At 52.5% G+C, this 20878-nt stretch carries 19 protein-coding genes; 13 read left to right on the top strand and 6 right to left on the bottom strand.

Annotated features, from left to right (window positions below; translation table 11 throughout):
* Window positions 1–33 precede the first annotated feature (33 nt).
* Complete coding sequence (locus IPG22_08725; GenBank protein MBK6588365.1) at window positions 34–1410, bottom strand: deoxyribodipyrimidine photo-lyase; 1377 nt, start codon at window positions 1408–1410, stop codon at window positions 34–36.
* 54 nt (window positions 1411–1464) lie between these two features.
* Between IPG22_08725 and IPG22_08720 the strand changes: the two genes are divergently transcribed.
* Window positions 1465–2661 (top strand): phosphodiester glycosidase family protein, encoded by a 1197-nt coding sequence (locus IPG22_08720; GenBank protein MBK6588364.1) that lies wholly within the window; start codon window positions 1465–1467, stop codon window positions 2659–2661.
* A gap of 258 nt (window positions 2662–2919) precedes the next feature.
* Entirely contained in the window at window positions 2920–5400 is a 2481-nt protein-coding gene (locus tag IPG22_08715; GenBank protein MBK6588363.1) for a zinc-dependent metalloprotease, read from the top strand.
* On the opposite strand, the gene IPG22_08710 is transcribed toward IPG22_08715, so the two are convergent.
* On the bottom strand, window positions 5397–6935 hold the full coding sequence (locus IPG22_08710; GenBank protein MBK6588362.1) for an FAD-dependent monooxygenase: 1539 nt from the start codon (window positions 6933–6935) through the stop codon (window positions 5397–5399). The two genes, IPG22_08715 and IPG22_08710, sit on opposite strands and share 4 nt — an antisense overlap.
* A 108-nt stretch (window positions 6936–7043) precedes the next feature.
* Here IPG22_08710 and IPG22_08705 point away from each other — a divergent pair, with 108 nt between their 5' ends.
* The gene (locus IPG22_08705) at window positions 7044–8405 is read left to right on the top strand and encodes a beta-lactamase family protein (GenBank protein MBK6588361.1); all 1362 of its coding nucleotides are present in this window, start codon (window positions 7044–7046) and stop codon (window positions 8403–8405) included.
* Between the two features lie 14 nt (window positions 8406–8419).
* Here IPG22_08705 and IPG22_08700 read toward each other — a convergent pair whose 3' ends face one another.
* Window positions 8420–10549, bottom strand: a complete 2130-nt coding sequence (locus tag IPG22_08700; protein ID MBK6588360.1) for a PD40 domain-containing protein — start codon at window positions 10547–10549, stop codon at window positions 8420–8422.
* Window positions 10550–10675: 126 nt separating this feature from the next.
* Between IPG22_08700 and IPG22_08695 the strand changes: the two genes are divergently transcribed.
* Genes IPG22_08695 through IPG22_08655 form a run of 9 tightly spaced genes read left to right on the top strand, consistent with a single transcriptional unit; the run spans window position 10676 to window position 15995 of the window.
* On the top strand, window positions 10676–11122 hold the full coding sequence (locus IPG22_08695; GenBank protein MBK6588359.1) for a hypothetical protein: 447 nt from the start codon (window positions 10676–10678) through the stop codon (window positions 11120–11122).
* A gap of 29 nt (window positions 11123–11151) precedes the next feature.
* Window positions 11152–11772, top strand: coding sequence for a hypothetical protein (locus IPG22_08690; GenBank protein MBK6588358.1), 621 nt, complete (start codon window positions 11152–11154; stop codon window positions 11770–11772).
* 32 nt (window positions 11773–11804) lie between these two features.
* A complete protein-coding gene (locus tag IPG22_08685; protein MBK6588357.1) occupies window positions 11805–12455 on the top strand; it encodes a hypothetical protein in 651 nt (216 codons plus the stop codon).
* 8 nt (window positions 12456–12463) lie between these two features.
* Window positions 12464–13036 (top strand): hypothetical protein, encoded by a 573-nt coding sequence (locus IPG22_08680; protein MBK6588356.1) that lies wholly within the window; start codon window positions 12464–12466, stop codon window positions 13034–13036.
* 1 nt (window position 13037) lies between these two features.
* A complete protein-coding gene (locus IPG22_08675) occupies window positions 13038–13748 on the top strand; it encodes a hypothetical protein (protein ID MBK6588355.1) in 711 nt (236 codons plus the stop codon).
* A gap of 6 nt (window positions 13749–13754) precedes the next feature.
* A complete protein-coding gene (locus tag IPG22_08670) occupies window positions 13755–14024 on the top strand; it encodes a hypothetical protein (protein ID MBK6588354.1) in 270 nt (89 codons plus the stop codon).
* Between the two features lie 34 nt (window positions 14025–14058).
* Window positions 14059–14949: a hypothetical protein gene (locus tag IPG22_08665; GenBank protein ID MBK6588353.1), complete on the top strand. Its 891-nt coding sequence runs from the start codon at window positions 14059–14061 to the stop codon at window positions 14947–14949.
* Complete coding sequence (locus tag IPG22_08660; protein ID MBK6588352.1) at window positions 14946–15512, top strand: hypothetical protein; 567 nt, start codon at window positions 14946–14948, stop codon at window positions 15510–15512. Before IPG22_08665 ends, IPG22_08660 begins: the two co-directional genes overlap by 4 nt.
* A 21-nt stretch (window positions 15513–15533) precedes the next feature.
* The gene (locus IPG22_08655; protein MBK6588351.1) at window positions 15534–15995 is read left to right on the top strand and encodes a hypothetical protein; all 462 of its coding nucleotides are present in this window, start codon (window positions 15534–15536) and stop codon (window positions 15993–15995) included.
* 86 nt (window positions 15996–16081) lie between these two features.
* Here IPG22_08655 and IPG22_08650 read toward each other — a convergent pair whose 3' ends face one another.
* Genes IPG22_08650 through IPG22_08640 form a run of 3 tightly spaced genes read right to left on the bottom strand, consistent with a single transcriptional unit; the run spans window position 16082 to window position 19471 of the window.
* Window positions 16082–16234, bottom strand: coding sequence for a hypothetical protein (locus IPG22_08650; GenBank protein MBK6588350.1), 153 nt, complete (start codon window positions 16232–16234; stop codon window positions 16082–16084).
* A gap of 13 nt (window positions 16235–16247) precedes the next feature.
* Window positions 16248–18494, bottom strand: a complete 2247-nt coding sequence (gene clpA, locus IPG22_08645) for an ATP-dependent Clp protease ATP-binding subunit ClpA (GenBank protein ID MBK6588349.1) — start codon at window positions 18492–18494, stop codon at window positions 16248–16250.
* Window positions 18495–18553: 59 nt separating this feature from the next.
* Entirely contained in the window at window positions 18554–19471 is a 918-nt protein-coding gene (locus IPG22_08640; GenBank protein ID MBK6588348.1) for a homoserine kinase, read from the bottom strand.
* A 108-nt stretch (window positions 19472–19579) separates the two neighbouring features.
* Here IPG22_08640 and thrC point away from each other — a divergent pair, with 108 nt between their 5' ends.
* Window positions 19580–20872, top strand: coding sequence for a threonine synthase (gene thrC, locus IPG22_08635; GenBank protein ID MBK6588347.1), 1293 nt, complete (start codon window positions 19580–19582; stop codon window positions 20870–20872).
* Window positions 20873–20878 lie beyond the last annotated feature (6 nt).

Below are 20878 nucleotides of genomic sequence, written 5' to 3'. Positions count from 1 at the left end.
GAACGCTTGGCAAGCGGGACGCTTGCGCTCCAGTCACAATCCCTTCGTCCAAGCAATATACTTTTTCGAATCAAACTTCTTCCCCGTACTGCCGCTCGTCATGTATCTTATCTGGCCGAAGACCTCGCGTTCCATCCATGGGCGGTCGTGTTTGCCGAAGCACCATAGGATTCCGCAGTAAGAATTCGGGTTGCGGCCGTCGAGGCAGTATTTGTTGTTGAGATGCACCAGGGTTTCGAACGCCACCTCGTACGAAGGCGTCCAGGCGATCACGTTTTTGCCCCACAGCATCCGCACATAATTGTGCATCTCACCGGTCACGACCATCTCGCGTTGGGCGGCGTTCCACAGCTCGTCGTGCGTCTCACCGCGTTCTAATTGTTCCATCGAATAGAGATGCGAGCGTTCATCGGTCGCGTGTTCCCGCATCGTTTTGTGAACCCAGGCCGGCAAGGCGTCGAGCGATTCGTATTTATCGTTGAACAACGTCATGTTATACGACAGCTCGCGGCGGACGATCAGTTCCTCGAGATATGCATCGATCGATTCCTGAGGCGCGTCAGCCTTTTGTACCTCAAGTGCGATCTCAAGCGCGGACAAATATCCAAAGTGCAGATACGAAGACAGCCGCGACGAACCGTCTCGATCCGGCTTGCTCCGCGCCTTGTCATAATCAGGCAATATCTCGTCAACGAATTTCTTAAGCCGCTTTCTTCCTTCGATCGTGCCGCCGTGGTACTGATCGGACGCTGGAACGGTGTGATCGATGTCGCATTCGGCAACGAGTTTGGCGATGTTGTCGGCAGTGACGACCGTCTCGGGGCAATCGACCTCAAGGTCATTGCTTTTGACGTCAATGTCCTCGAACGGCAGCGGTTTTAGATAGCGGTCGAGCAGCTTCTTTATCTTCGGCCTGATGGTGTAGGCGGCGTATTCTTCCTTATCGAATTTTGACATCGGAACCACGCCATTCGAATCGACCGCGAATACGGGAATTTCGGCTCTCTCGGCGATCCGGCGGTTGTGTTCCGGGATGATGAAGCATGGGAAATCGTCGGTGACGATCAAAGCCGCATCTTTGGCAAGCTTCGCGACAGTCTGCTTTGGCGAAGCCTTATCTTTCTGCAGATAAAAGACATAGCGGATCCCGAGCTTTTCAAAAGCCGCCTGTTTTTCCTCCACGCCTTCCAAAATAAAGGTATGAATGCGATCTGAGGCCCACGGGTAGTAATATTTCAGCCCCTCATAAACAACCAGCGACAGCTTCAGCTCATTCGCCCGGCGGATCGCGTAGATCAGCGAATGATTATTGTCCACACGCTTATACATCTGCATCCAATACAGCACGTACCGCGACTTTTCGTTAACGGGCTTGTCGTTGAGCTGGAGAACTCTTTCGTTGATTCGCATCGAGTGTATTATAAGAAAGATATAGCCACAGAGAACACAGAGGAAGATGAGTTTATGAATAAGAGAAATATTGTTACAAGGGATGCATTCGCTTCTATACCGCTTTTGGTTTCTTGCCTTATCCTTCTCTGTGTCCTCTGTGGCCAATCAAAAGCTCAGGAATTCAAAACCCTAAAACCCGGCGTCGAGTACGCCGAGGTCACCAAAGAGATCAGCGGGCTCAAGGTCAATATGAACCTGCTCCGCCTCGACCTCAAAAAAGTCCGCATCGACGTCCACCACGCCATGGACGCCGCCATTGGAACCGAGAAAACCTCCTCGATCGCCACTCGGCATGGAGCTTTTGCGGCGATCAATGCGGGATTTTTTAGATTAGATAACAGTATTTGGGCGGGTGATGATGTAGGAGCGCTGCAGATCGACCGAAAATTGTTGAGTGAATCAACGAACGACAGGATTGCCCTAATGATAAGTAATGACAGTCCGTTTGCTCCCGTGTTGATGGAGCGGGTGCGACAAAATTACGATATTCGCGTATCGAGCACGGTTCGGGGCGTGTTGCGGTTCGACATCAGTGCCTCGGGCATAAACCGGGAGCGAAAAAAAGGGGAAATCATCGTATTTACTCCGGAGTTTAACAGAACAACCTTGACGAACAATGACGGTACAGAAGTTATCGTGCGTCCCGGCAGATGCTCAGTAGTGCGACAAGGACAGGGCAGCAGCCAGATCCCATCGGACGGTTTTGTGATCTCAGCCGAAACTAATCGAGTAGCGGAATTGGCCGCGTTCTCAAAATGCACTACACGTGGCTCCCTTTTCGCCAATGTGACAACAGTAGATAAATCGGGAAATACGCGTTTTATCTTTCCTCCCCGTAACAGGATTGAAGATGTTATTGCGGGAGCTCCCCAGCTCATCAACAACGGCAAGATCGACATCACCTGGCAAGAAGAAAAATCCTCTAAATCCTTCGTCGAAACCCGCCATCCGCGAACCGCAGTCGCAAAACTCAAAGACGGGAAATTCCTTATGATCACCGTCGATGGCCGGAGCGAGTCGAGTGGTGGCATCGGGCTGCAGGATCTGGCGGAATATCTGCTGAGCCTCGGGGCGACCGACGCGATGAATCTCGACGGCGGCGGCTCGACCACGATGTTCGTCGACGGCAAAGTTGTCAATCATCCGTCCGACAAAGAAGGCGAACGAAAAGTAAGCGATGCGCTCGTCGTGACACTCAGAAAAAAGTGACCTGATTTCGCCTCACGCGGGCAAAACGCGGATCTGCTGAGAGAAACCGCGATATCTGGCTGAAAAACGTTTGACCAATCTCGTAAATACCTCTACCAATCTCACAAACCAATTCGACCACACCATGCAAATTACTCTACCAAACCCAGTAAACACGGGAGCTTCATTATTTAAGCCCGACTCGCGTAAACAATCTTGATATTCGCGCCGTAATAGTGCTAGATTCACGCATAAGTTCTTAAGCAAAAAACCAATTTTATGAAACGATTCCTGATCGCGTTTTGCCTCCTCGTCTCTATCGCTCAGCTCGTCTCTGCGCAGGCTCCGGCCCGAAAAACCATCTCGTCCGTAATCGAAAAGCTGCAAAAGATCGACGGCTTTATGCCGCTCTATATCGACGCGGACGCGGGCAAGATATATATTGAGATCTCGCGGTTTAACAAGGAGTTTCTCTATCTCGTCAGCCTGCCGACCGGCGTAGGTTCGAACCCGCTCGGGCTCGACCGCGGGCAGTTAGGGACGACGAAGGTCGTGACATTCGAGCGGGCCGGGAACAAGGTTTTGCTGGTGCAGCCAAACTACGAGTTCCGCGCCCTCGGTGGCGACCCCGCACAGCGAAAATCAGTCGAGGAATCGTTTGCAAAGTCCGTGATCTGGGGCTTTCGAGTCGAGGCATCCGAAGGTGACAAGATCCTGGTCGATGCAACCAACTTCCTCATCCGCGATGCCCACGGCGTCGGCGAACGCATCAATCAGTCTCGCCAGGGTAACTACAATTTTGACGAAAGCCGCAGTGCTCTCTATCTGCCGAATACCAAGGGCTTTCCGAAAAATACCGAAGTCGAGGCGACGATCACATTGACCGCCGGCGGCGACACCAGCAACCTCGTCGGCCAGGTCACGCCGACCGCCAAGCATGTGACTGTCCGCGAACGCCACTCGTTCGTTGAGCTGCCCGACGAGAAATACCGCCCACGCAAATTCGACCCGCGGACCGGCGGCATCTCGATCAGCTTTTACGATTACGGTACGGACATTAACGAGGACCTAGAAAAACGCTGGATCCAGCGTCACCGCCTCGAGAAAAAAGATCCGAACGCAGCCGTCAGCGATCCTGTAAAACCGATCATCTATTACGTCGATAACGGCGCGCCGAAGGCAATTCAGGACGCGCTGATAGAGGGAGCTTCGTGGTGGAATCAGGCTTACGAGGCGGCGGGTTTTCGCAATGCGTTTCAGGTCAAGGTCCTGCCGCCGGACGCCGATCCGATGGACATTCGCTACAACGTGATCAACTGGGTCCACCGATCGACCCGCGGCTGGTCGATCGGCGACAGCGTGGTCGATCCGCGAACAGGCGAGGTCTTGAAGGGCGACGTGACGCTCGACTCGCAGCGGGCACGGCAGGATTTCCTGCTCGGTGCCGGAATGTCGCCGCAATATAAGTCAAGTATGGCCTGCGAGTTCGGATTAATGCCGGATGTCGATTATCTCTCCGCTGATGGTTCGGCAGCTGAGGTAACAGCAATGTCATATGCACGAATTCGGCAGCTCTCTGCTCATGAGGTCGGGCATACGCTCGGGTTTACCCACAATTTCGCCGCGAGTACATACAGCCGTGCTTCGGTGATGGACTATCCGGCACCGATGGTCGAGATCAAGAACGGCAAGCTGGATTTCTCCAATGCCTACGCAGTCGGCATTGGAGCGTTCGATAAGTTTCAGGTGCGTTATGCATACTCCCAGTTTGCTCCCGGAGCCAATGAGGACGCCGAGCTCGATAAGATAGTGAACGAAGGCGTGGCGAACGGCATGCTCTTCCTCGGCGACCAGGACGCCCGGCCTGCGGGCGGAGCGAATCCGCTGGCAAACCTCTGGGACAACGGCCCGGATCCGGTCGCGATGCTTAAACACGAAATGCAGGTCCGCCGTATCGGTATTAATCAATTCGGGATTCAGAATATCCCGACCGGCACGCCCCTATCCGAGCTTGAGAACAAATTCCTGCCGCTCTATCTGCACCATCGTTATCAACTAACGGCGGCGATCAAAACGCTCGGTGGAGTTTATTACTCGTTCGCGATGCGAACCGGCAACGGCCCGATCCCGGCAAAATACAACGACATCGTCCCCGCCGATCGGCAACGCGAAGCCCTGAACGTAGTTCTAAACACGATCGACCCGGCGGGACTCGTCATTCCGGATAACATTCTCAAACTCATCCCGCCGACCGCATACGGCTATCGCTCGGGCCGCTCGGAGTTGTTTGCCAAGCGGACTAACCCGACCTTTGACCCGATCGGAGCCGCAGAGATAGCTGCGGATGTCGCTATCAGCGGCTTGCTGGAACCGAACCGGGCGGCGAGAATGGTCGATTTTAATTCAAGAGATAAGGCTAATCCGCACTTCCGCGAAGTGGTCGACGCAATAATTAAAATGGCATGGAAGCCGCAACCCGACAGTCGGCAGACAGCCATTGCTCGTGCGATCCAGAGCCTGACGGTCTCGCGTTTAATGGATCTCGCGGCAAACGGAAATGCCCAGCCGCAGGTTCGCTCTGTCGCCGTCGAAGCTCTTCGCGGCCTGCTCGCGACGCTAAAGCGGACACCAGCGATAGGCGATGCAGCCGCACATAACCGTGCAATGGCAGACGACATCGACCGCTTCCTGACGAGGCCCGACGCACCGCGTAAACAGACAACGCCGCTCGCAACACCGCCGGGAGATCCGATCGGCTAGCTAAGGTTATTTAGATATTTGACAATTAGATCCGGTGAAAACTCGGCAGAGATAAGCCCGATGTAATTGTCCGGCCTGAGCAGGACGAAAAACGGTTCGTCGGTTCCGAACGCCTCTTTGACCTTGTCATCGAGCGGAATGATCGACGTATCGGCGAGACCGCTCCATGATTCCATCATTTCCTTCGGCAGCGGCGGGACTTCCGTTTCGCCATCAAGAAAGAGTAGAAGATGGAACTTTGGATCCCGCAAACGGTCATAGATGCTGCATCCATCTATCTCGAACCACGGCATTCGATCGCCCGCCTTTACCTGGAAGTCTGCATGATCTGAGCTCAGCGAGCTTTGGCGATAGCTGATCCCGATCTGCGAAACCAGCGGAAAGATCATCTTCTTGACCGCGTCGAAACTAAGGGCGAGCCCCAGAACATGCGGAAAAATGTGCGTCCGCACAAACGACGTGAACCACTCGTCGCTCGAACCGAGTTCGAACATTCTGTCAGTCGTCCGCAACAAACGCTGAGCATTTGGCAGACGTTCTTCGTTGTAGGTATCAAGCAGCTTCTCGCCAGCTCTAGATTTACAGGCCAGGGCAAGTTTCCAGGCAAGGTTGTAACCGTCTTGTATCCCAGTGTTCATTCCCTGACCGCCGGCCGGAGTGTGAATGTGTGCGGCATCGCCCGCGACAAAGCATCGGCCTTTCGAGAAAGCATTTACTGCTCGGGAATGTACCTTGTAAACGGAAAACCAATTCACATGGCTGATATCCAATCTCAGCTCCGTGTCCGCCTCGATCTGGCGTTCGATCTCTTCGAATAGAATTTCGCCTGCGTCTATATCGTGCCCTTCCGGAAAAGTGCCGACGATGCGGTAGCGGTTGTCGCCGACCATCGGGAAAAAGGCGGTGAGCGTATGCGTTGCAAGGCAGACCTGGAGGGCATCATGCGGATATTCCCAGTCTATCTGGACATCCGCGACGTAGAACAAGCGGTCGACCGTTTCGCCTTCAAACGTCAGGCCAAGCTGGTGACGGACCAGGCTTTTCGCTCCGTCGCAGCCCACGAGGTATTTGGCTTTGATAATTTGCTCGGTGCCATCCGCATTGGCAATTATGGCAGCTACTCGGGAATCATCCTGCGTAAACGACGTGAGATGCTGGTTCCAGTGCACCTTGCGGCCCTCGGCAACGATATGATCGTAAAGAAGCTTTTCATGTTGGCCCTGCTCGACGACAAGCATAAATGGGTAGGCGCTCATCCCGGCTCCGATATCTTTGAGCACCGCTTCGCCGCGAACCTCGCCGCCGGCGATCATTCGAACCTTTTCCGCCGGCTTGCCAAGTGCGATCAGTTTATCGGCAAGGCCGATCTGCTCATAGATCTCAAGCGTCCGTGCCTGAACACCGATGGCCCGCGAAAACGGCGTAGTCGTATCTTTGGTATCAATTATGACGAAATCGACGCCATACCGGATCAACTGGCAAGCAAGCGCCAAGCCCGTCGGCCCGGCTCCGATGATGAGAATGTCGGTATCCATGAGGGCATTTTAATAGCTTTTTGGCGAATTTCAAGGGATTTTTTTGATGCTATGAAAATACGAGTAAAAACACCCAAACGAACTACACATAGATTTCTATTTGGCTGCTTGCTGATTTTTATCCTGTGTCCTGTCGCGGCACTAGCCGACAAGGTCGATGACTATGTTCGAGCTCAAATGACGGAACGGCACGTTCCCGGTGCCGCGTTTGCCGTCATTATAAAAGGTAGGGTAATTAAAATGAAAGGCTACGGCATGGCAAGCGTAGAGTTTGACGCTCCGGTCACCGTCGATACCGTTTTTGAGATCGGTTCTGTCTCAAAACAGATGACCGCGGCTGCGATTTTGCTCTTGGTCGAGGATGGAAAGGTTAAGCTCGATGAGCGAATCTCGGCATGTCTGCCAAACACGCCGTATGCATGGAAAGACGTGACGGTAAGAAATTTGCTCACGCATTCATCCGGTATAAAAAGCTACACAAGCCTCGACGGATTTGAGCTTTCGCGAAGGCTGACCGCCGATCAGTTCATCGCCAAGCTTGCCACACACCCGCTTGAATTCACGCCCGGCGAACGCAACATATACAGCAACAGTGGTTTCAATCTGCTCGCCTTTATCGTCGAGGCAAGGTCAGGGATGAAGTACATCGAGTTCATGCGAAAACGCATCTTCGGGCCGCTGGGAATGACGAAAACTACCGACCGAGACCCGCAGTTCATTGTGAAATACCGTGCGAACGGCTACGAATGGGAACGGGACCACCTCGCCGGCCGCGACGCAAGCCTCACAGATCTCACCGGAGCCGGCTCGATCGTCTCTACGATCGGCGACATGGTCAAATGGAGCAAGGCTGTTGGCAGTGAATCTTTCCTAAAGCAGTCGAGCCGCACCGAATGGTGGAAGAAGTTCGTTTTTAACAGCGGCAAGGAATCGCCGTACGGTTTTGGCTGGCGTATCTCTGAGATACGCTCGCATCGTCTTATTGGCCATACCGGTCAAACCGCCGGATTCGGATCGGCGCATTTTCGGTATCCCGATGCCGACACGATCGTGATCGCCCTCACAAACATCGGCGAAAACGGAGTCGGCGGTGCGATTGCCGCGGGCGTTGCAAAACTCTATATGCCGTCAATATCGATCCGGGCCATGAAACTAGTTGCTAACCCTGACACGGTGCGGGCGAGGAAAGTTTTGGATGCTTTGGTCGCAAGGCTTTCGAACAAGCCTGACGGCCCCTTGATGACCAAACAGCTTATTCAAAACCTTTCGACCCAACGGGCTAAAGAAGCCAACAACCGAATCGCGTCTTTCGGCGCGACGAGGAGCGTGGAACTTGTCGGTATAGAGAGAACCGATGGGAAAGATTATTATCTTTATCGTGCGGCCGCCGGACGGCGGCTATTCCTTTGGCGTCTTGCGTTTGATGCAGATCTCAAGATCTCCGAGATGAACCTTGACGACGAAGAATGATCTTTAAAGATGGTCTAGAAGCCGGTCAACAGCATGCCGTCATTTTGCTGGCGGCCTCGGCCGAGGGCGAGCGTTTTGCCGTCACGGTTCCATGCGAATGAAAAGATCCGCTCCTTTGGCAATTCTAGGAGTAGGCGGCGTTCGCCTGTGGCGAACGACTGACGCCACAGCCGCGCAGCGTCAGGTTGATTATCAACATAGTCAAAACTGAGGCCACCATCCGAGAATTCGATGGTTGGATTTTGAGTTTTGATGTTTATAATTCGTGGCTCTGCGGACCTTGCTAGATCGAGAAGGGCGATGTCCGCGGTATCAGTATCATTCTCTTCCTTCTGACTCTTGAAGGCCAGATAACGCCCATCCGGCGACAGCGAAAGAAAACTACCCGGTGCGAGTTTTCCCTGCTCGGTCAACATCTCCCGCCTGCCGTCGGCGAGTGACTGTCGCCACAGAACATTTCCTTTGGGATTTCGCTGAATGTAGTAGACGACGATGCCATCGTGCGAGACGACTGGTAGGAAGTCTGCGTTGTCGTCATCCGGCGATACCTGCGCCGGGTTCGAGCCATCGCTGTCGATCCGCCAAATTCGGCGCTTACCGGTGCGTGACGACTCGAAGAATACGTACTTTCCATCAGCCGTCACGAATGGATTTTCATTGCTGGGGCCCACATTCTCGGTCAACGCCTTTCGCACACCATCCTCGGGCCGGAGCGACCAGAGATCGATATTGCCGGTGATCCGCGTAGCGTAGATAATGCGGCCGTCCGGTGCCCAATTCATCCCGGAGGTGCCGTCACGGTTGAGATTGCCGAATGTGATCTGTTTCTGCTCGTCCAGGTTTGTGCCTTGCAGTGTCCAGATGTGAGAGTAAACGGAGAACTGGCGGGCGATCATTTTTTGCCCATCAAGGGAGACCGATAGAGTCCGGTAATTATTGAGATCGTTGGTGATCCGCTGAAGTGCCCGGTCAGACAAACTCAGCTTCCACAGTTGAAAGAAACGATTATTCTCGCGCCCGGTAATCAGCATTGAGGAATCACTGGGAAGCCATGCAACCTGCTCGATCTGAACAAGATCGGGTGTCGGAACCGTTTCGGCACTTCCGCTCGATGCATCAACGAGGACAAGGCTCGATGTATTCCGTTGATTTGGCGATTGCTCTATGATCGCGATTCGTTTTCCGTCCTGCGACCACGAGGGAAAGCCGGTTCGGAAGATGCTGAACGGAAGATTTCGGGTGAAAAGCTTTTGCTCCTCGCCGCCAGCCGTCGCCCTCACGATCAGAGCCCACTCGCCTTGCGTCGGAAAAAACCGTACAAACGCCATTCGCTCTCCGTCCGGAGAAAAACCTACGGTGCTCCAAACGCGTTCAGCAACGAGTTTTGCCTGGCCGCCAAACCTTGATACCTGATAAAGATTGCCGCTGGCATCGAAACTGTCCTCGTCGCGAAAATAGATGGACTCGCCATCATAGGAGAACTGGAGATTACCAAATTTTTGGTGATCAGCGATCGAAAGTTTTACGCTGCTCCCATTGGCAACATCCTGAAGATAGATGGCGTTTTCCCGCACAAACGCAAATGCTTTGCCATCCGGCGCGATTATCGGGAAAGTGATATCGCCTGAGAAAGTAAGTTTCTCAAATTTTACCGATTCGACTGGTGCGGAACGCCCCGGGCTGAAATATCGCGATGCGATAAAGCCCGACGCTGCAAAAACTGCGAGCAAGACCAACCCCAAGGCTATCGCTAATGGCCGATAGCTTCGACCGGAAGGTCGATCATCGGTTGCGGGCTCAACCGGTAAACGCCTGTCGAGAACGCCTTCGACCGGAACCGCCATACGGTACCCGCGCTTAGGTACGGTCTCGATCATAGATTTCGCGCCATTTCGGTCAAGAACTTTTCGGAGGGAGTAGATACTTTGGGTGATATTGCTTTCTTCGACGAAGGAATCGGCCCAGATCGTTTCCATCAGCTCGTCTTTCGACACGACACCGCCTCGACGCTCGACAAGCATGCGTAGAACCTCGAACACGCGAGCCTGCAGCGGTACGATCTCACCATCGCGACGTAAGACCTTTTCCTCGATCTCGAGGCGAAATTCACCAAATTGGAACCAATTCTTATCCGCGGTGTCCATCAAATGTAGCCAATTGAGAAAAAATTGATATGTTTCTTAGGATTTTTATCCCACCGAGCCCCCAAACTGCTCACTGTCAAAGGCAAGTTATTCTACGACATATTACAGACGCCACAAAGTATTTTGATGTTACGCATTTACGAAATCACTATCCTTTTGATCGCAACCCTCGTCGTATTCTCATGCGGTACCAGGATGCGAACGGTCGCTCTCAGTGATGTTTGTCGCGAACCCAGTGATAATGCGGTCAAGGTTGAGGGCTACTTTCGGCTACCTCAAGTTTCAGATTGGATTGGTGACGACTACGGTTCAGGCCAGTACCGCCTGTTGCTAGTCGAAAAGCTTGACGGCGGCGGCTCATTCGTTACCGCGACTGTTTCAGCCACTGGGTCACACGAAAGAAACCACATCGACGCTTTACCAGCCAGCTATACCTACGATGATGTGCGTATCAACACCGATTCGGGAAGAACTGTTTCGGCTAGAGAGCGTGTGGCAGTTACGGGTCGCGTCCAAAAAGATTCTAACCCATGCATATTGCGGATCGAGCGCATAGATACGCTGCCGCTTTAATGATTAACGACCTACGCAAGGAGAAAATGATGAAACGACATTTATTGACGATCTTGTTGGTGCTTGGCTTTTCGGTAATCGGAAAAGCTCAGGGTGCGTGTAACGCACTCGATGTGAACATGGGCTATGCAAACAACGCGCTGGCCAGCTCACTCGCGAACACATGGCACATAGTAAGTGACGATATGCAGAAACTGCTTTTTACGCCCGACATTTGGAAGGCCGAGCTTGCCAAGGTCATGAACTGTTCGCCGTCAAGCTTTCCGCCGAACTGGATGGACCGTGTGCGTACAAATTATGACGAGCTCAAGGCCGCTGTCGAAAGTGAAGCTAAGACACGCGTCTGGAAAGAACGTCCTTTTCAACGGCCAACGGAGCAGGCGTTGGTCAAAGCGAAGTATACAGCCAAATATCCCGGACTGACGATCTACAAGATCGGTTCAAACTATAACGACTGGAATGTTTTTAAGAATTCACTTGGTATTCCGACAAACCGGTATGTTCGCGGTGAGATTCTGATCAAGATTCCAGGCCGCCCTTATTGTCAGGCCCAGGAATGGGTCGTTAAGCAGGCATACAAAGGCGGCAGCTACGGAGCATCAGTCGCGGAGAATATAGGCGGAGCGGGCTACTTCGTAGTTTGTCCATAGGTTTCAAGAACAAGTAATAAAAGGAGATAGTGATGAGAATCAAGTCATTTTCAATTTTTGTGATCACAGTTTTGGCATTGGTCGGATTTGGCGCGGTGTCAGTCCAGTCGCAGCCATCGGCTGCGCAGGTCAAAAAAGACGTTTCTGGACCAAAGACGATCTCCGTCACGGTCCACGGAGCCGGAACGCGAGTTTGGAGCAAGGGCTATTCGAAGTATGTATGGGATGTTCCCTACTCGGCAAAGGTTAAAAGCGAAGAGCCCGGCGTGAACATTCTCGTTGAGGCAACGGCATCGTACGACATCGCCGGTGGCCGCTACGTTTACTGGAAATCTTTTGTCGGCTCGAATCTTTTCGAAGGTATCCCAAATCCGACCGAGACTGAGGTTGCGGCATTGCTGCAAAAATTTGGGCCGCAGCCGATCATGATGGGCGAATTCTATTCTGCAGTCAAAATCGAAGGCATAAGACTTGCGGACAAGCCTAGGTTTGAATGGCACAATCTTAATTCTGTCTCCTTCACTGTCTACGCCACATTCACAGAACAGGTCAATTACACAACAACGCGTCGCATTGCCAAGCCCTACCGAGCAAGACTCTATCGCGACGGCAAGACAATGCCGTGGAAGAGTATTGGGCAGTCAGATAACCCGAACGACGACGAGGTCATTATCGTCCTATAGGAGATCAAATGAAACCACTTTTAACACTATCAATCGTCGCGATAGCCTTGGCACTGGTCGGATGCGGTGGTCTCTCGTCCTCGCCCAAAATGGATGTCACGATCGGCGGCAAAACCAACAGCTACGCCATCAAGGACGCCAAGATGATGAAGCTGCAGCAAGGTAGCGGCGATAACGCTAAAGCTCAGTATCAGATCCACCTTGCTACGTTCGAGCTGACGGAGACCAGCGATGTTTCCAAGCCGCTGACGGAGAACGGCCAGGCTGTGATCTCGATCGAGGTTTACGACAAGAAGGGCACAACGCGCGACAGCGTGCCCACACCAACGACGTTTCCGGCAAAGAGCAACAACTTTGCCGAGGCGAGCTTTGGCAGCGTCTTCATATCCTATTTTGAGGATGGCAAGCTGATCCGAAAAACTCCCGCCGACTTTTCCGCTGACAATAAGGACAAGGACGGGTCGGTTAAATTCAATTCGGTCAGCGGCGAGACCGTCACCGGCGAAGCTGACCTCAAGATAACCGACAAGATCACACTCAAAGGAAACTTTACGGCAAAGATCGTCGGAAAGGAGTTTTAGCATGAAACAGTTTTTGGTTGCGGCATTCGTTCTGCTCAGTTCGAGCTTAGCCTTTGGGCAGAGCAAGTGTTTTGAAAACAATGGACTAAAGGACGGACATTCGATCGAAATGTCTATCAGCGGGAAGTCTGTCACCGGTAGCTTTGGCATCGCTCCTGATTACGACACCGACCGTATCAAACGGTACGACTTTACCGGAACTGTTAGCGGCACAGTGTTAACAGTTCGGTTTTCCGATCAAACGCCCGATGCTCTGCCGACGACACCGGCAAATAAGCGATGGACGATCGTGCGTTCCGCCAGCGGAGAAAAGCTCCGCGTGATGCTCTACGGCAAGAACTACAACACAAACAAGTGGAGCAACTACACAGTCGACTACACATCGTGCAAAGATCCGTACGACGAGGCCGCTAAGAGAGCGAAGCGAATAACATTCGCTAAGGGAACAAACTCGTGGGCCGCGGCCGTTAGTTTTACAAACAAAGGTGAAAAAAAGAGTTACAAACTCGGCCTTCGCTCAGGTCAGAAGGTTTCCGTTTTGGCTCCAGGTTGCGGTATATCGTTCTTCTACCCTAATAAAACGCCCTACGAGGAAGGAACTGCCATCGACACGTGGGGCAGCGAAAAGCTGCCGCAGACGGGCGACTATCTTTTTGTGATCTCACCGGCAGGCGAACCTGGAAAGTGTTCTGTGAGATTTGAAGTGAGGTAAAAAACGATGGCATCGAGACTTCAAGATAAACGCCGCTTAAAGGCCGTCATTCTGAATTTCCTGATCAGCGGAGTTTCGTATTTGCTGCTGATACTCGGCCTGATCGCCGGCCTCTTTCCGTACAGCAAGCTCGCACGCTTTGTAAACATCTCGGCTCAAACGCCACTTAATTACTGGATCATGATCGTCGGCCTGTTCCTGATCGGCACCGTCTTTCTTGGCCTCGCTCTGTGGTCGGTAAAGCGATATCGCAGCTACATTGGCAGCTATCAATAAAAACTAAACTTAAACAACAAAATAGGAGAATCGAATGAAACCGTCCCTACTATTAGCAGTTTTTGCCTCGGCCGCGTTGATCTCGGCATGCGGCGGCGCTGCGACCAATACCACTAATTCTTCAGCCAACAATGCGGCTGTCGCGAAAGCACCAGAAAAGAAGGAAGAGAAACCAGCGGTAACGCTTAAGCCCGGTGAAGTTCCATTTGACGGAATGTCGAATGTCGCGACAACCGCAAAGGCCGGCGACATCGTTCTAACGATCGACGAGGCAAAGATCGCCGAGATCGCAGGCGGTGCCAAAGACCCAACTGCGATCTTCAATAACCGCGTAATGGTCACACCGGGCGAACTCGAATCAGAGGTAGAGGACAGCTTCAAAAAGAAATACAAGGTCGCCAACGCCTACATCATCGCGATTCCAAAGGGCCAGAAAGCGAAAGTTGGAGATGTCGTCCTGACCTGGTGGCAATCCGGCGGTGGCATGATGCGTGGCTACGTGACGGACGCTGCCAACCCGGCCGAGCCGACCGTTCGCTATCTCGGGATGTCGCCGCGTGAGGACAAGAGCGACAAGCTGAAGCCGGATTCGTTTATCGTAGTCAATAACGAATGGGCGCCCGGTGCTGCACTTGTTTCTAAAGACGCAAACGGAACTGAGTTCGCCTACGTGCTTCGCGTAAACGGTGACAAAGTTCTGATTTCCGGGTTTGCCCGAAAGCTGAGAGTTAGGTCAAAGGCCGATCTCACGCCGATATCATATAAACCGAATTTCAAGGTAGGTGATGAAGTAAAAGCTTCATTTATGTCTTCGTTCGACCCTGCGACCGTGGTTGCGATCGACCCGAAAGCAGGAAAAGTAAAGGTAAAGCGTGTCCGTCCTGACGAGGAGAAAGATCTTGATTTTGGTGAGGTGACGAAATGAAAAAACTATTAGTAATTACGATGTGTGCACTTCTGATGTCTGCATGCGGTGGCGGCGGAAGTTCGAGCCTCAGCATAAAGGCTGGCGGCAAAGACGTTCCAATGAGTGTCAAATCGAGCGGTTCGGACAAGAGCGTTTTTACCTACACGCCCGGAGTCGGCCAGCCGCCTGTAACGGCAACGTCGTTCTCCGCGATGTTGGGAAACTACGAAATGGAGACGACCAACTTCGCAACGATGAAAAAGAAGATGACATCGGCCGATCAGGCCCGAGTTTCTTTCTCTATCTACGGCGAAGCGGGCACCGGGCTAAACGATGAGATCAAACCGGGGACTTACAAGGTGGATAAAGAGGGCCGATTCATGAGTGTCAGCACTGTGACAGTCACAACCTTTGCCGATGGCAAGGACAAAGAAACGTACTTCGACCTCAGAGCGGCTGATGCGAAAGGCGAGATAAAGGTCACGTCCGTAACTACCGACGCTGTAAGTGGTTCGATCGATGTTTCGCAGGGCGACAATTCCGTAAAGGGGAACTTTACGGCAAAGATTGCAAAGAAATAAAAAGTTTTGAGGAGGAAACCAATGAAATTGTATAGAAAAATGACGATCCTGGCGATCATCACGGTCTTCGTAGCCACGATCACTGCAACACCGTTCGATCAGCCGTTTATGCAAGCGGCCTTAAACGATTTGAAGGCAGCTCAGAATCATCTGAAGAACGCGACGGCAGACAAGGGAGGACATCGTCAGCGGGCGATGGATTTCACTGCCGGAGCGATCAACGCTGTAAACAAAGGCATCGACTACGACCGCACGCACATAACGCCAGGGCCAGGCAAGCGAAATAGCACTGACCTAGAAGTTATACCGGTTTTACCGGACCAGCCGAACATGGAAAAGGCACGGGAATCTCTTAAGAATGCTCTCGCAAATCTACGCAAGGCCTCGGCAGACAAAGGCGGCTTTCGCGAACAGGCGATGGCAATGACAAACAATGCCATCAACTCGGTAAACGCCGGTATCCAGTACGACCGAACTCATTAAGATTCTCCGAGTCTAGGTCTGAGAGGAGACTGTCTGAAAGGGCAGTCTTTCTTTATTTTTACGGGAAGTGAAGGTTCCGCCGATCGTTATCTACATGCGAGCTGTTTTTCGAGTCGCTTGAATGCCTCAACCATTGGCAGGTACGCGGTGGTTTTGTCGCTCATATTGCTCAGCGGTAGCTTCGTTCCGCAGATCAGTGCCGGAATGATGATAGATACCTGAATTCTTTGCCATCTCACTTTTCCGAAGAGCCTAAAAATTCAGCACCAGCGTATCGTGTGCCACGTCGACCAGAACGCTACCGCCGTAGGTCAGCTTGCCAAACAGGATCTCACTTGCAAGCGGTTGTTTGACACGGTCGTGGATGAGACGCGACATCGGGCGGGCGCCATAGCGAGCGTCGAAGCCGTTTTTGGCAAGCCATTCTCTGGCTTCCTCTGTAAGTTTGACGAGGACGCGTTTTTCGGCGAGCTGGCCGTTTAGTTCTTTGATGAACTTATCGACGATCAGCTTGATCACGTCGAGGTCAAGGGCCTTGAACGGCACCCATGCATCGAGGCGGTTACGGAATTCGGGTGTGAAGGTCCGCTCAATGGCTCCTTTGGCGTTGCCTTTGGTCTCGGAGCCGTTGCGGAAACCCATCCCACCCGAGGACAGTTCGCGGGCACCCGCATTCGTCGTCATGATGAGGATCACGTTGCGAAAATCTGCTTTCTTACCGTTGTTATCCGTCAATGTCGCACTGTCCATCACCTGCAGCAGCAGATTGAATAGATTCGGGTGAGCCTTTTCGATCTCGTCGAGAACAAGAACCGCATGCGGCGTCCGCATGATCGCCTCGGTCAGCAATCCGCCCTGATCGAACCCGACGTAGCCCGGCGGCGCGCCGATGAGCCGCGAGACCGTGTGCGGTTCGGCGTATTCGCTCATGTCGTAGCGAAGGAATTCGACCCCAAGCGTTTCCGCGAGTTGCTTCGAAACTTCCGTTTTACCGACACCGGTCGGTCCTGAAAACAGGAATGAACCGACCGGTTTTGTCTGCGCCCCGAGCCCGGCACGCGAGATCTGGATCGCATCGACGATCTTGTCGATCGCCTCGTCCTGGCCGAATATCGTCTTCTTAATATCTTCGCGCAGCGTTTTGAGCCGCACCTTTTCGTCCGCAACAACGGTTTTAGGTGGAATCTTCGCCATTCGGGCAATGGTGTTCTCGACCATCTGAACTGAAACCTTCTTGGGCCGCTTACTGGCCGGCAGCAGCTTAACCGACGCACCGACCTCGTCGATAACGTCAATTGCCTTGTCCGGCAAAAACCGGTCGCCGATGTATTTGCCGGCAAGCTCGGCGGCGGTTTTGAGCGATTCGTTAGAATATTTTACGCCGTGGTGAGCCTCATAAAACTTCTTTAGGCCTTTCAGGATCTGGAATGTTTCATCGACCGTCGGCTCGTTGATATCGATCCGCTGAAAACGGCGAGCGAGAGCTCGGTCGCGGTCGAATGCCGCTTTGTATTCCGCATGCGTCGTCGAACCGATACAGCGAAGGTCGCCGGCCGCGAGTGCGGGCTTCAAGATATTTGAAGCATCCATCGAACCGCCCGAGACGGCCCCTGCTCCGACGATCGTGTGGATCTCGTCGATGAAAAGTATCGCATTCTCTTCCTGTTTGATCTCGTTGATTATCGCTTTGAACCGCTGTTCAAAATCACCGCGATAACGCGTTCCGGCGATAACGGCTCCCATATCGAGAGCGAAGACCTTGGCTCCCTGCAAAACCTCGGGAACATCGCCTTCGCTAATCTTGAGAGCAAGGCCCTCGGCTAAGGCGGTTTTGCCGACGCCTGGTTCACCTACATAGAGCGGATTATTCTTCTTTCGTCTGCATAGGACCTGAATGGTGCGTTCGATCTCTGCCGCACGGCCTACGATCGGGTCGATCTGGCCCGCGGCGGCCTTTGCGACCAACTCGACGGTAAAGCTTTCGAGCGGATTCTTTCGCTGCGGTAAACCAACACCATCGAAATCGTCTTCGTCATCGATACCGTCAGGCAGCATATCGCCGTGGTCGATCTTTGAGATGCCGTGGGAAATATAATTCAAAATATCGAGCCGCGTGACACCCTGCTGGAGCAGAAGATAGACGGCATAGGATTGCTCCGCCTGATACATTGAGGCCAAAATATTCCCGCCGTCCACCGCACCCTGACCACTACCCTCGGCCTGTAAAACTGCGTAGGAAATGGTCGACTGAAACGTCGGAGTAAGCTCGGGCATGTGTTTCGCCGTTGGCGGTATTTTTTCGAGCTGCTCCTCGAAATACTGCTGCAAAGCTCTGCCAAGCTCCTCGAGATCGGCCCCGCAATTGAATAATATATCTCGTGCGGATACGTCCTCAAGCAATGCGAATAGCAGATGCTCAAGCGTCACATACTCATTCTTATGCCTGACCGCTTCATCGACCGCGTAGCTTAATGTTTCTTCTAATTCTCTCGTCAGCATCGTTTCCTTATTTTAATCTTAACAGTTTTGATGCGAATGAAAATAGTTACGTCTATTTGCTAGAGAATTCTTACGCCATCAGGACATATCTCGCAAACATGCGTATTGAAATCGATATCCGTTTCATCATAGATGCCGTTCATACGGTAGCTAACTTCATTCGCTAACGCGCGGGTTGCGCTCAGCATAAATATCGACGGCCCTGAGCCTGAAATGCCACCGCCCAATGCTCCGGCGTCCAGGCTTGCCGCTTTTATCTGGTCAAATTTAGGGATCAGTGATTTTCGGACCGGTTCGACGATCGTGTCTTCGAGCGAGCGGGCGATAAGGGCGTAGTCGCCCTTGGCTAGGGCGGCGACGAGTGAACCTAGGTTACTCCAATTGCGGATGGCACTTTTTAGGGGAACTTCCTTGGGAAGGATAGCACGGGCTTCGCTGGTTTTTATCTCGATCTGCGGATGAATAACTGTCGCGAACAGAGGCGGGAAATCTATTTCGACGATATCGAGCGGATCGGTAGAGCGAACGAGCGTAAATCCGCCGTAGATGCACGGTGCTAGATTATCGGCGTGACGGGAGCCCGAGGCGAGAGCTTCGCCGGCCATGGCGAGGTCGACAAGTTCGAGCTTTGTGAAGCGGTCATCGAGTAAACGGTTTGCCGCGACAACGGCACCGCACGCACTCGCCGCACTTGATCCAATACCGCTGCCGGGCATGATATTTTTCTTTATTTCTACTTCGAAGCCAAAATCGACATTGGCCGCCGCGAGTAAGGCGAGCAGGGCAACGCCGGCGACATTCTTCTGAGGTTCGGTAGGTAAGCCGTAATTGTCTAAGTTGATGATCCGAACCCCGGGTTCGTCTATCTTTCGCAACGTCATCTCATCGCAAGGCTCGGACAGAGCAAAACCGAGGCAATCGAATCCGCATACAACGTTTGCCACGGTCGCAGGAGCTAGCACACTAATTTCAACCATATTTTAGAAAACGACCGTTTCGGGTATCATTAAGTTTGATTATATTTGCCGCAGGAATATAACTGTTTTGGTTTTATTGCTGTCAGCGGCGTGAAAACGATTCGATAGATGCACTACTTTAGCACAAACCGCACCTCGCCTCATGTCTCATTCGGCAAGGCTGTTCTTAACGGCCAACCCGACGACAAAGGGCTCTACTTTCCGTCTGAGATTCCGAAACTTTCGGCTGAATTTCTCAATGGGTTTCGCTCCAACTCAGACGCTCAAATCGCATTTGACGTGATCCGTCCATACATCGGCGGCGAGATACCTGACGAAGAGCTTTTCAAGATCTGCGAGGAGACGGTAAATTTTGATTTCCCGCTTGTTCCTATAACGGACCGCATCTCGACACTCGAACTCTTTCACGGGCCGACGCTTGCATTTAAAGACGTCGGAGCGAGATTCATGAGCCGCTGCCTCGGCTATTTTTCGCGGGGTAAAAAGGAAAAAACGATCGTCATCGTCGCAACCTCGGGCGACACGGGCGGAGCGGTCGCGGCGGGCTTTCACGGCGTCGAAGACATCGAGGTTGTGATTCTATATCCGAAAGGAAAGGTCAGCAAGGTGCAGGAACTGCAGTTAACCACGCTCGGCGGTAATGTAACTACATTGGAATTACATGGTAATTTTGACGATTGCCAGGCTCTTGCGAAACAGGCTCTCGCAGACAGCGATCTGCAGTCAAAAGTTACCCTCACATCCGCTAACTCCATAAACGTCGCCCGCTGGCTGCCACAGCAATTCTACTATTTCTACGCCCTGAAACAATGGCAGGGCAAACCGCCGGTGATCTCGGTTCCAAGCGGTAATTTCGGTAACCTCGCGTCGGGCATTCTCGCACACATCTCAGGCTTGCCGGTCGCGAAATTTATCGCGGCATGTAATGCAAATGATGTTGTCACGCGATTTCTGGATACAGAAGATTACGAACCACGCGAGTCCATCGCCACGCTTTCAAATGCGATGGACGTCGGAAGCCCCAGCAATTTCGTACGAATTCTGGAGATCTTCGACAATAAATTCGTCGACCTCAAAGAAAAACTCGTATCCGTCAGCATCTCTGACGAGACCACTGCTTCGACGATGCGTGAGATATACGCACAAAGTAATTACATTTTAGATCCGCACGGCGCAGTTGGTTTTCGTGCTCTCGATGACTATTTAAATGCTTACGACGGAATGAATGGAATAGTGCTTGAGACGGCTCATCCGGTTAAGTTCGATTCTGTAACTGAGATACTCGGCACGCAAGGTAATGTTCCGCCGAGCGTGAAGGAACTGCTTTCAAAAGAGAAAGTGAGTATCGAAATGGGTAACGACTACGGTCGATTAAAAGAGATTTTGGTTAGTAAGATCTGACTCGCG

The sequence above is a fragment of the Acidobacteriota bacterium genome (assembly GCA_016703965.1).
Lineage (GTDB): Bacteria > Acidobacteriota > Blastocatellia > Pyrinomonadales > Pyrinomonadaceae > OLB17.
This window is presented reverse-complemented; position numbering and strand designations above follow the sequence as displayed.

What these genes read in the sequence shown, in the direction of transcription:
- IPG22_08725 (MBK6588365.1), bottom strand. Translation starts at nt 1,410, where the DNA reads ATGCGAATCAACGAAAGAGTTCTCCAGCTCAACGACAAGCCCGTTAAC.
- IPG22_08720 (MBK6588364.1), top strand. Translation starts at nt 1,465, where the DNA reads ATGAATAAGAGAAATATTGTTACAAGGGATGCATTCGCTTCTATACCG.
- IPG22_08715 (MBK6588363.1), top strand. Translation starts at nt 2,920, where the DNA reads ATGAAACGATTCCTGATCGCGTTTTGCCTCCTCGTCTCTATCGCTCAG.
- IPG22_08710 (MBK6588362.1), bottom strand. Translation starts at nt 6,935, where the DNA reads ATGGATACCGACATTCTCATCATCGGAGCCGGGCCGACGGGCTTGGCG.
- IPG22_08700 (MBK6588360.1), bottom strand. Translation starts at nt 10,549, where the DNA reads ATGGACACCGCGGATAAGAATTGGTTCCAATTTGGTGAATTTCGCCTC.
- IPG22_08695 (MBK6588359.1), top strand. Translation starts at nt 10,676, where the DNA reads ATGTTACGCATTTACGAAATCACTATCCTTTTGATCGCAACCCTCGTC.
- IPG22_08690 (MBK6588358.1), top strand. Translation starts at nt 11,152, where the DNA reads ATGAAACGACATTTATTGACGATCTTGTTGGTGCTTGGCTTTTCGGTA.
- IPG22_08685 (MBK6588357.1), top strand. Translation starts at nt 11,805, where the DNA reads ATGAGAATCAAGTCATTTTCAATTTTTGTGATCACAGTTTTGGCATTG.
- IPG22_08680 (MBK6588356.1), top strand. Translation starts at nt 12,464, where the DNA reads ATGAAACCACTTTTAACACTATCAATCGTCGCGATAGCCTTGGCACTG.
- IPG22_08675 (MBK6588355.1), top strand. Translation starts at nt 13,038, where the DNA reads ATGAAACAGTTTTTGGTTGCGGCATTCGTTCTGCTCAGTTCGAGCTTA.
- IPG22_08670 (MBK6588354.1), top strand. Translation starts at nt 13,755, where the DNA reads ATGGCATCGAGACTTCAAGATAAACGCCGCTTAAAGGCCGTCATTCTG.
- IPG22_08665 (MBK6588353.1), top strand. Translation starts at nt 14,059, where the DNA reads ATGAAACCGTCCCTACTATTAGCAGTTTTTGCCTCGGCCGCGTTGATC.
- IPG22_08660 (MBK6588352.1), top strand. Translation starts at nt 14,946, where the DNA reads ATGAAAAAACTATTAGTAATTACGATGTGTGCACTTCTGATGTCTGCA.
- IPG22_08655 (MBK6588351.1), top strand. Translation starts at nt 15,534, where the DNA reads ATGAAATTGTATAGAAAAATGACGATCCTGGCGATCATCACGGTCTTC.
- clpA (MBK6588349.1), bottom strand. Translation starts at nt 18,494, where the DNA reads ATGCTGACGAGAGAATTAGAAGAAACATTAAGCTACGCGGTCGATGAA.
- IPG22_08640 (MBK6588348.1), bottom strand. Translation starts at nt 19,471, where the DNA reads ATGGTTGAAATTAGTGTGCTAGCTCCTGCGACCGTGGCAAACGTTGTA.
- thrC (MBK6588347.1), top strand. Translation starts at nt 19,580, where the DNA reads ATGCACTACTTTAGCACAAACCGCACCTCGCCTCATGTCTCATTCGGC.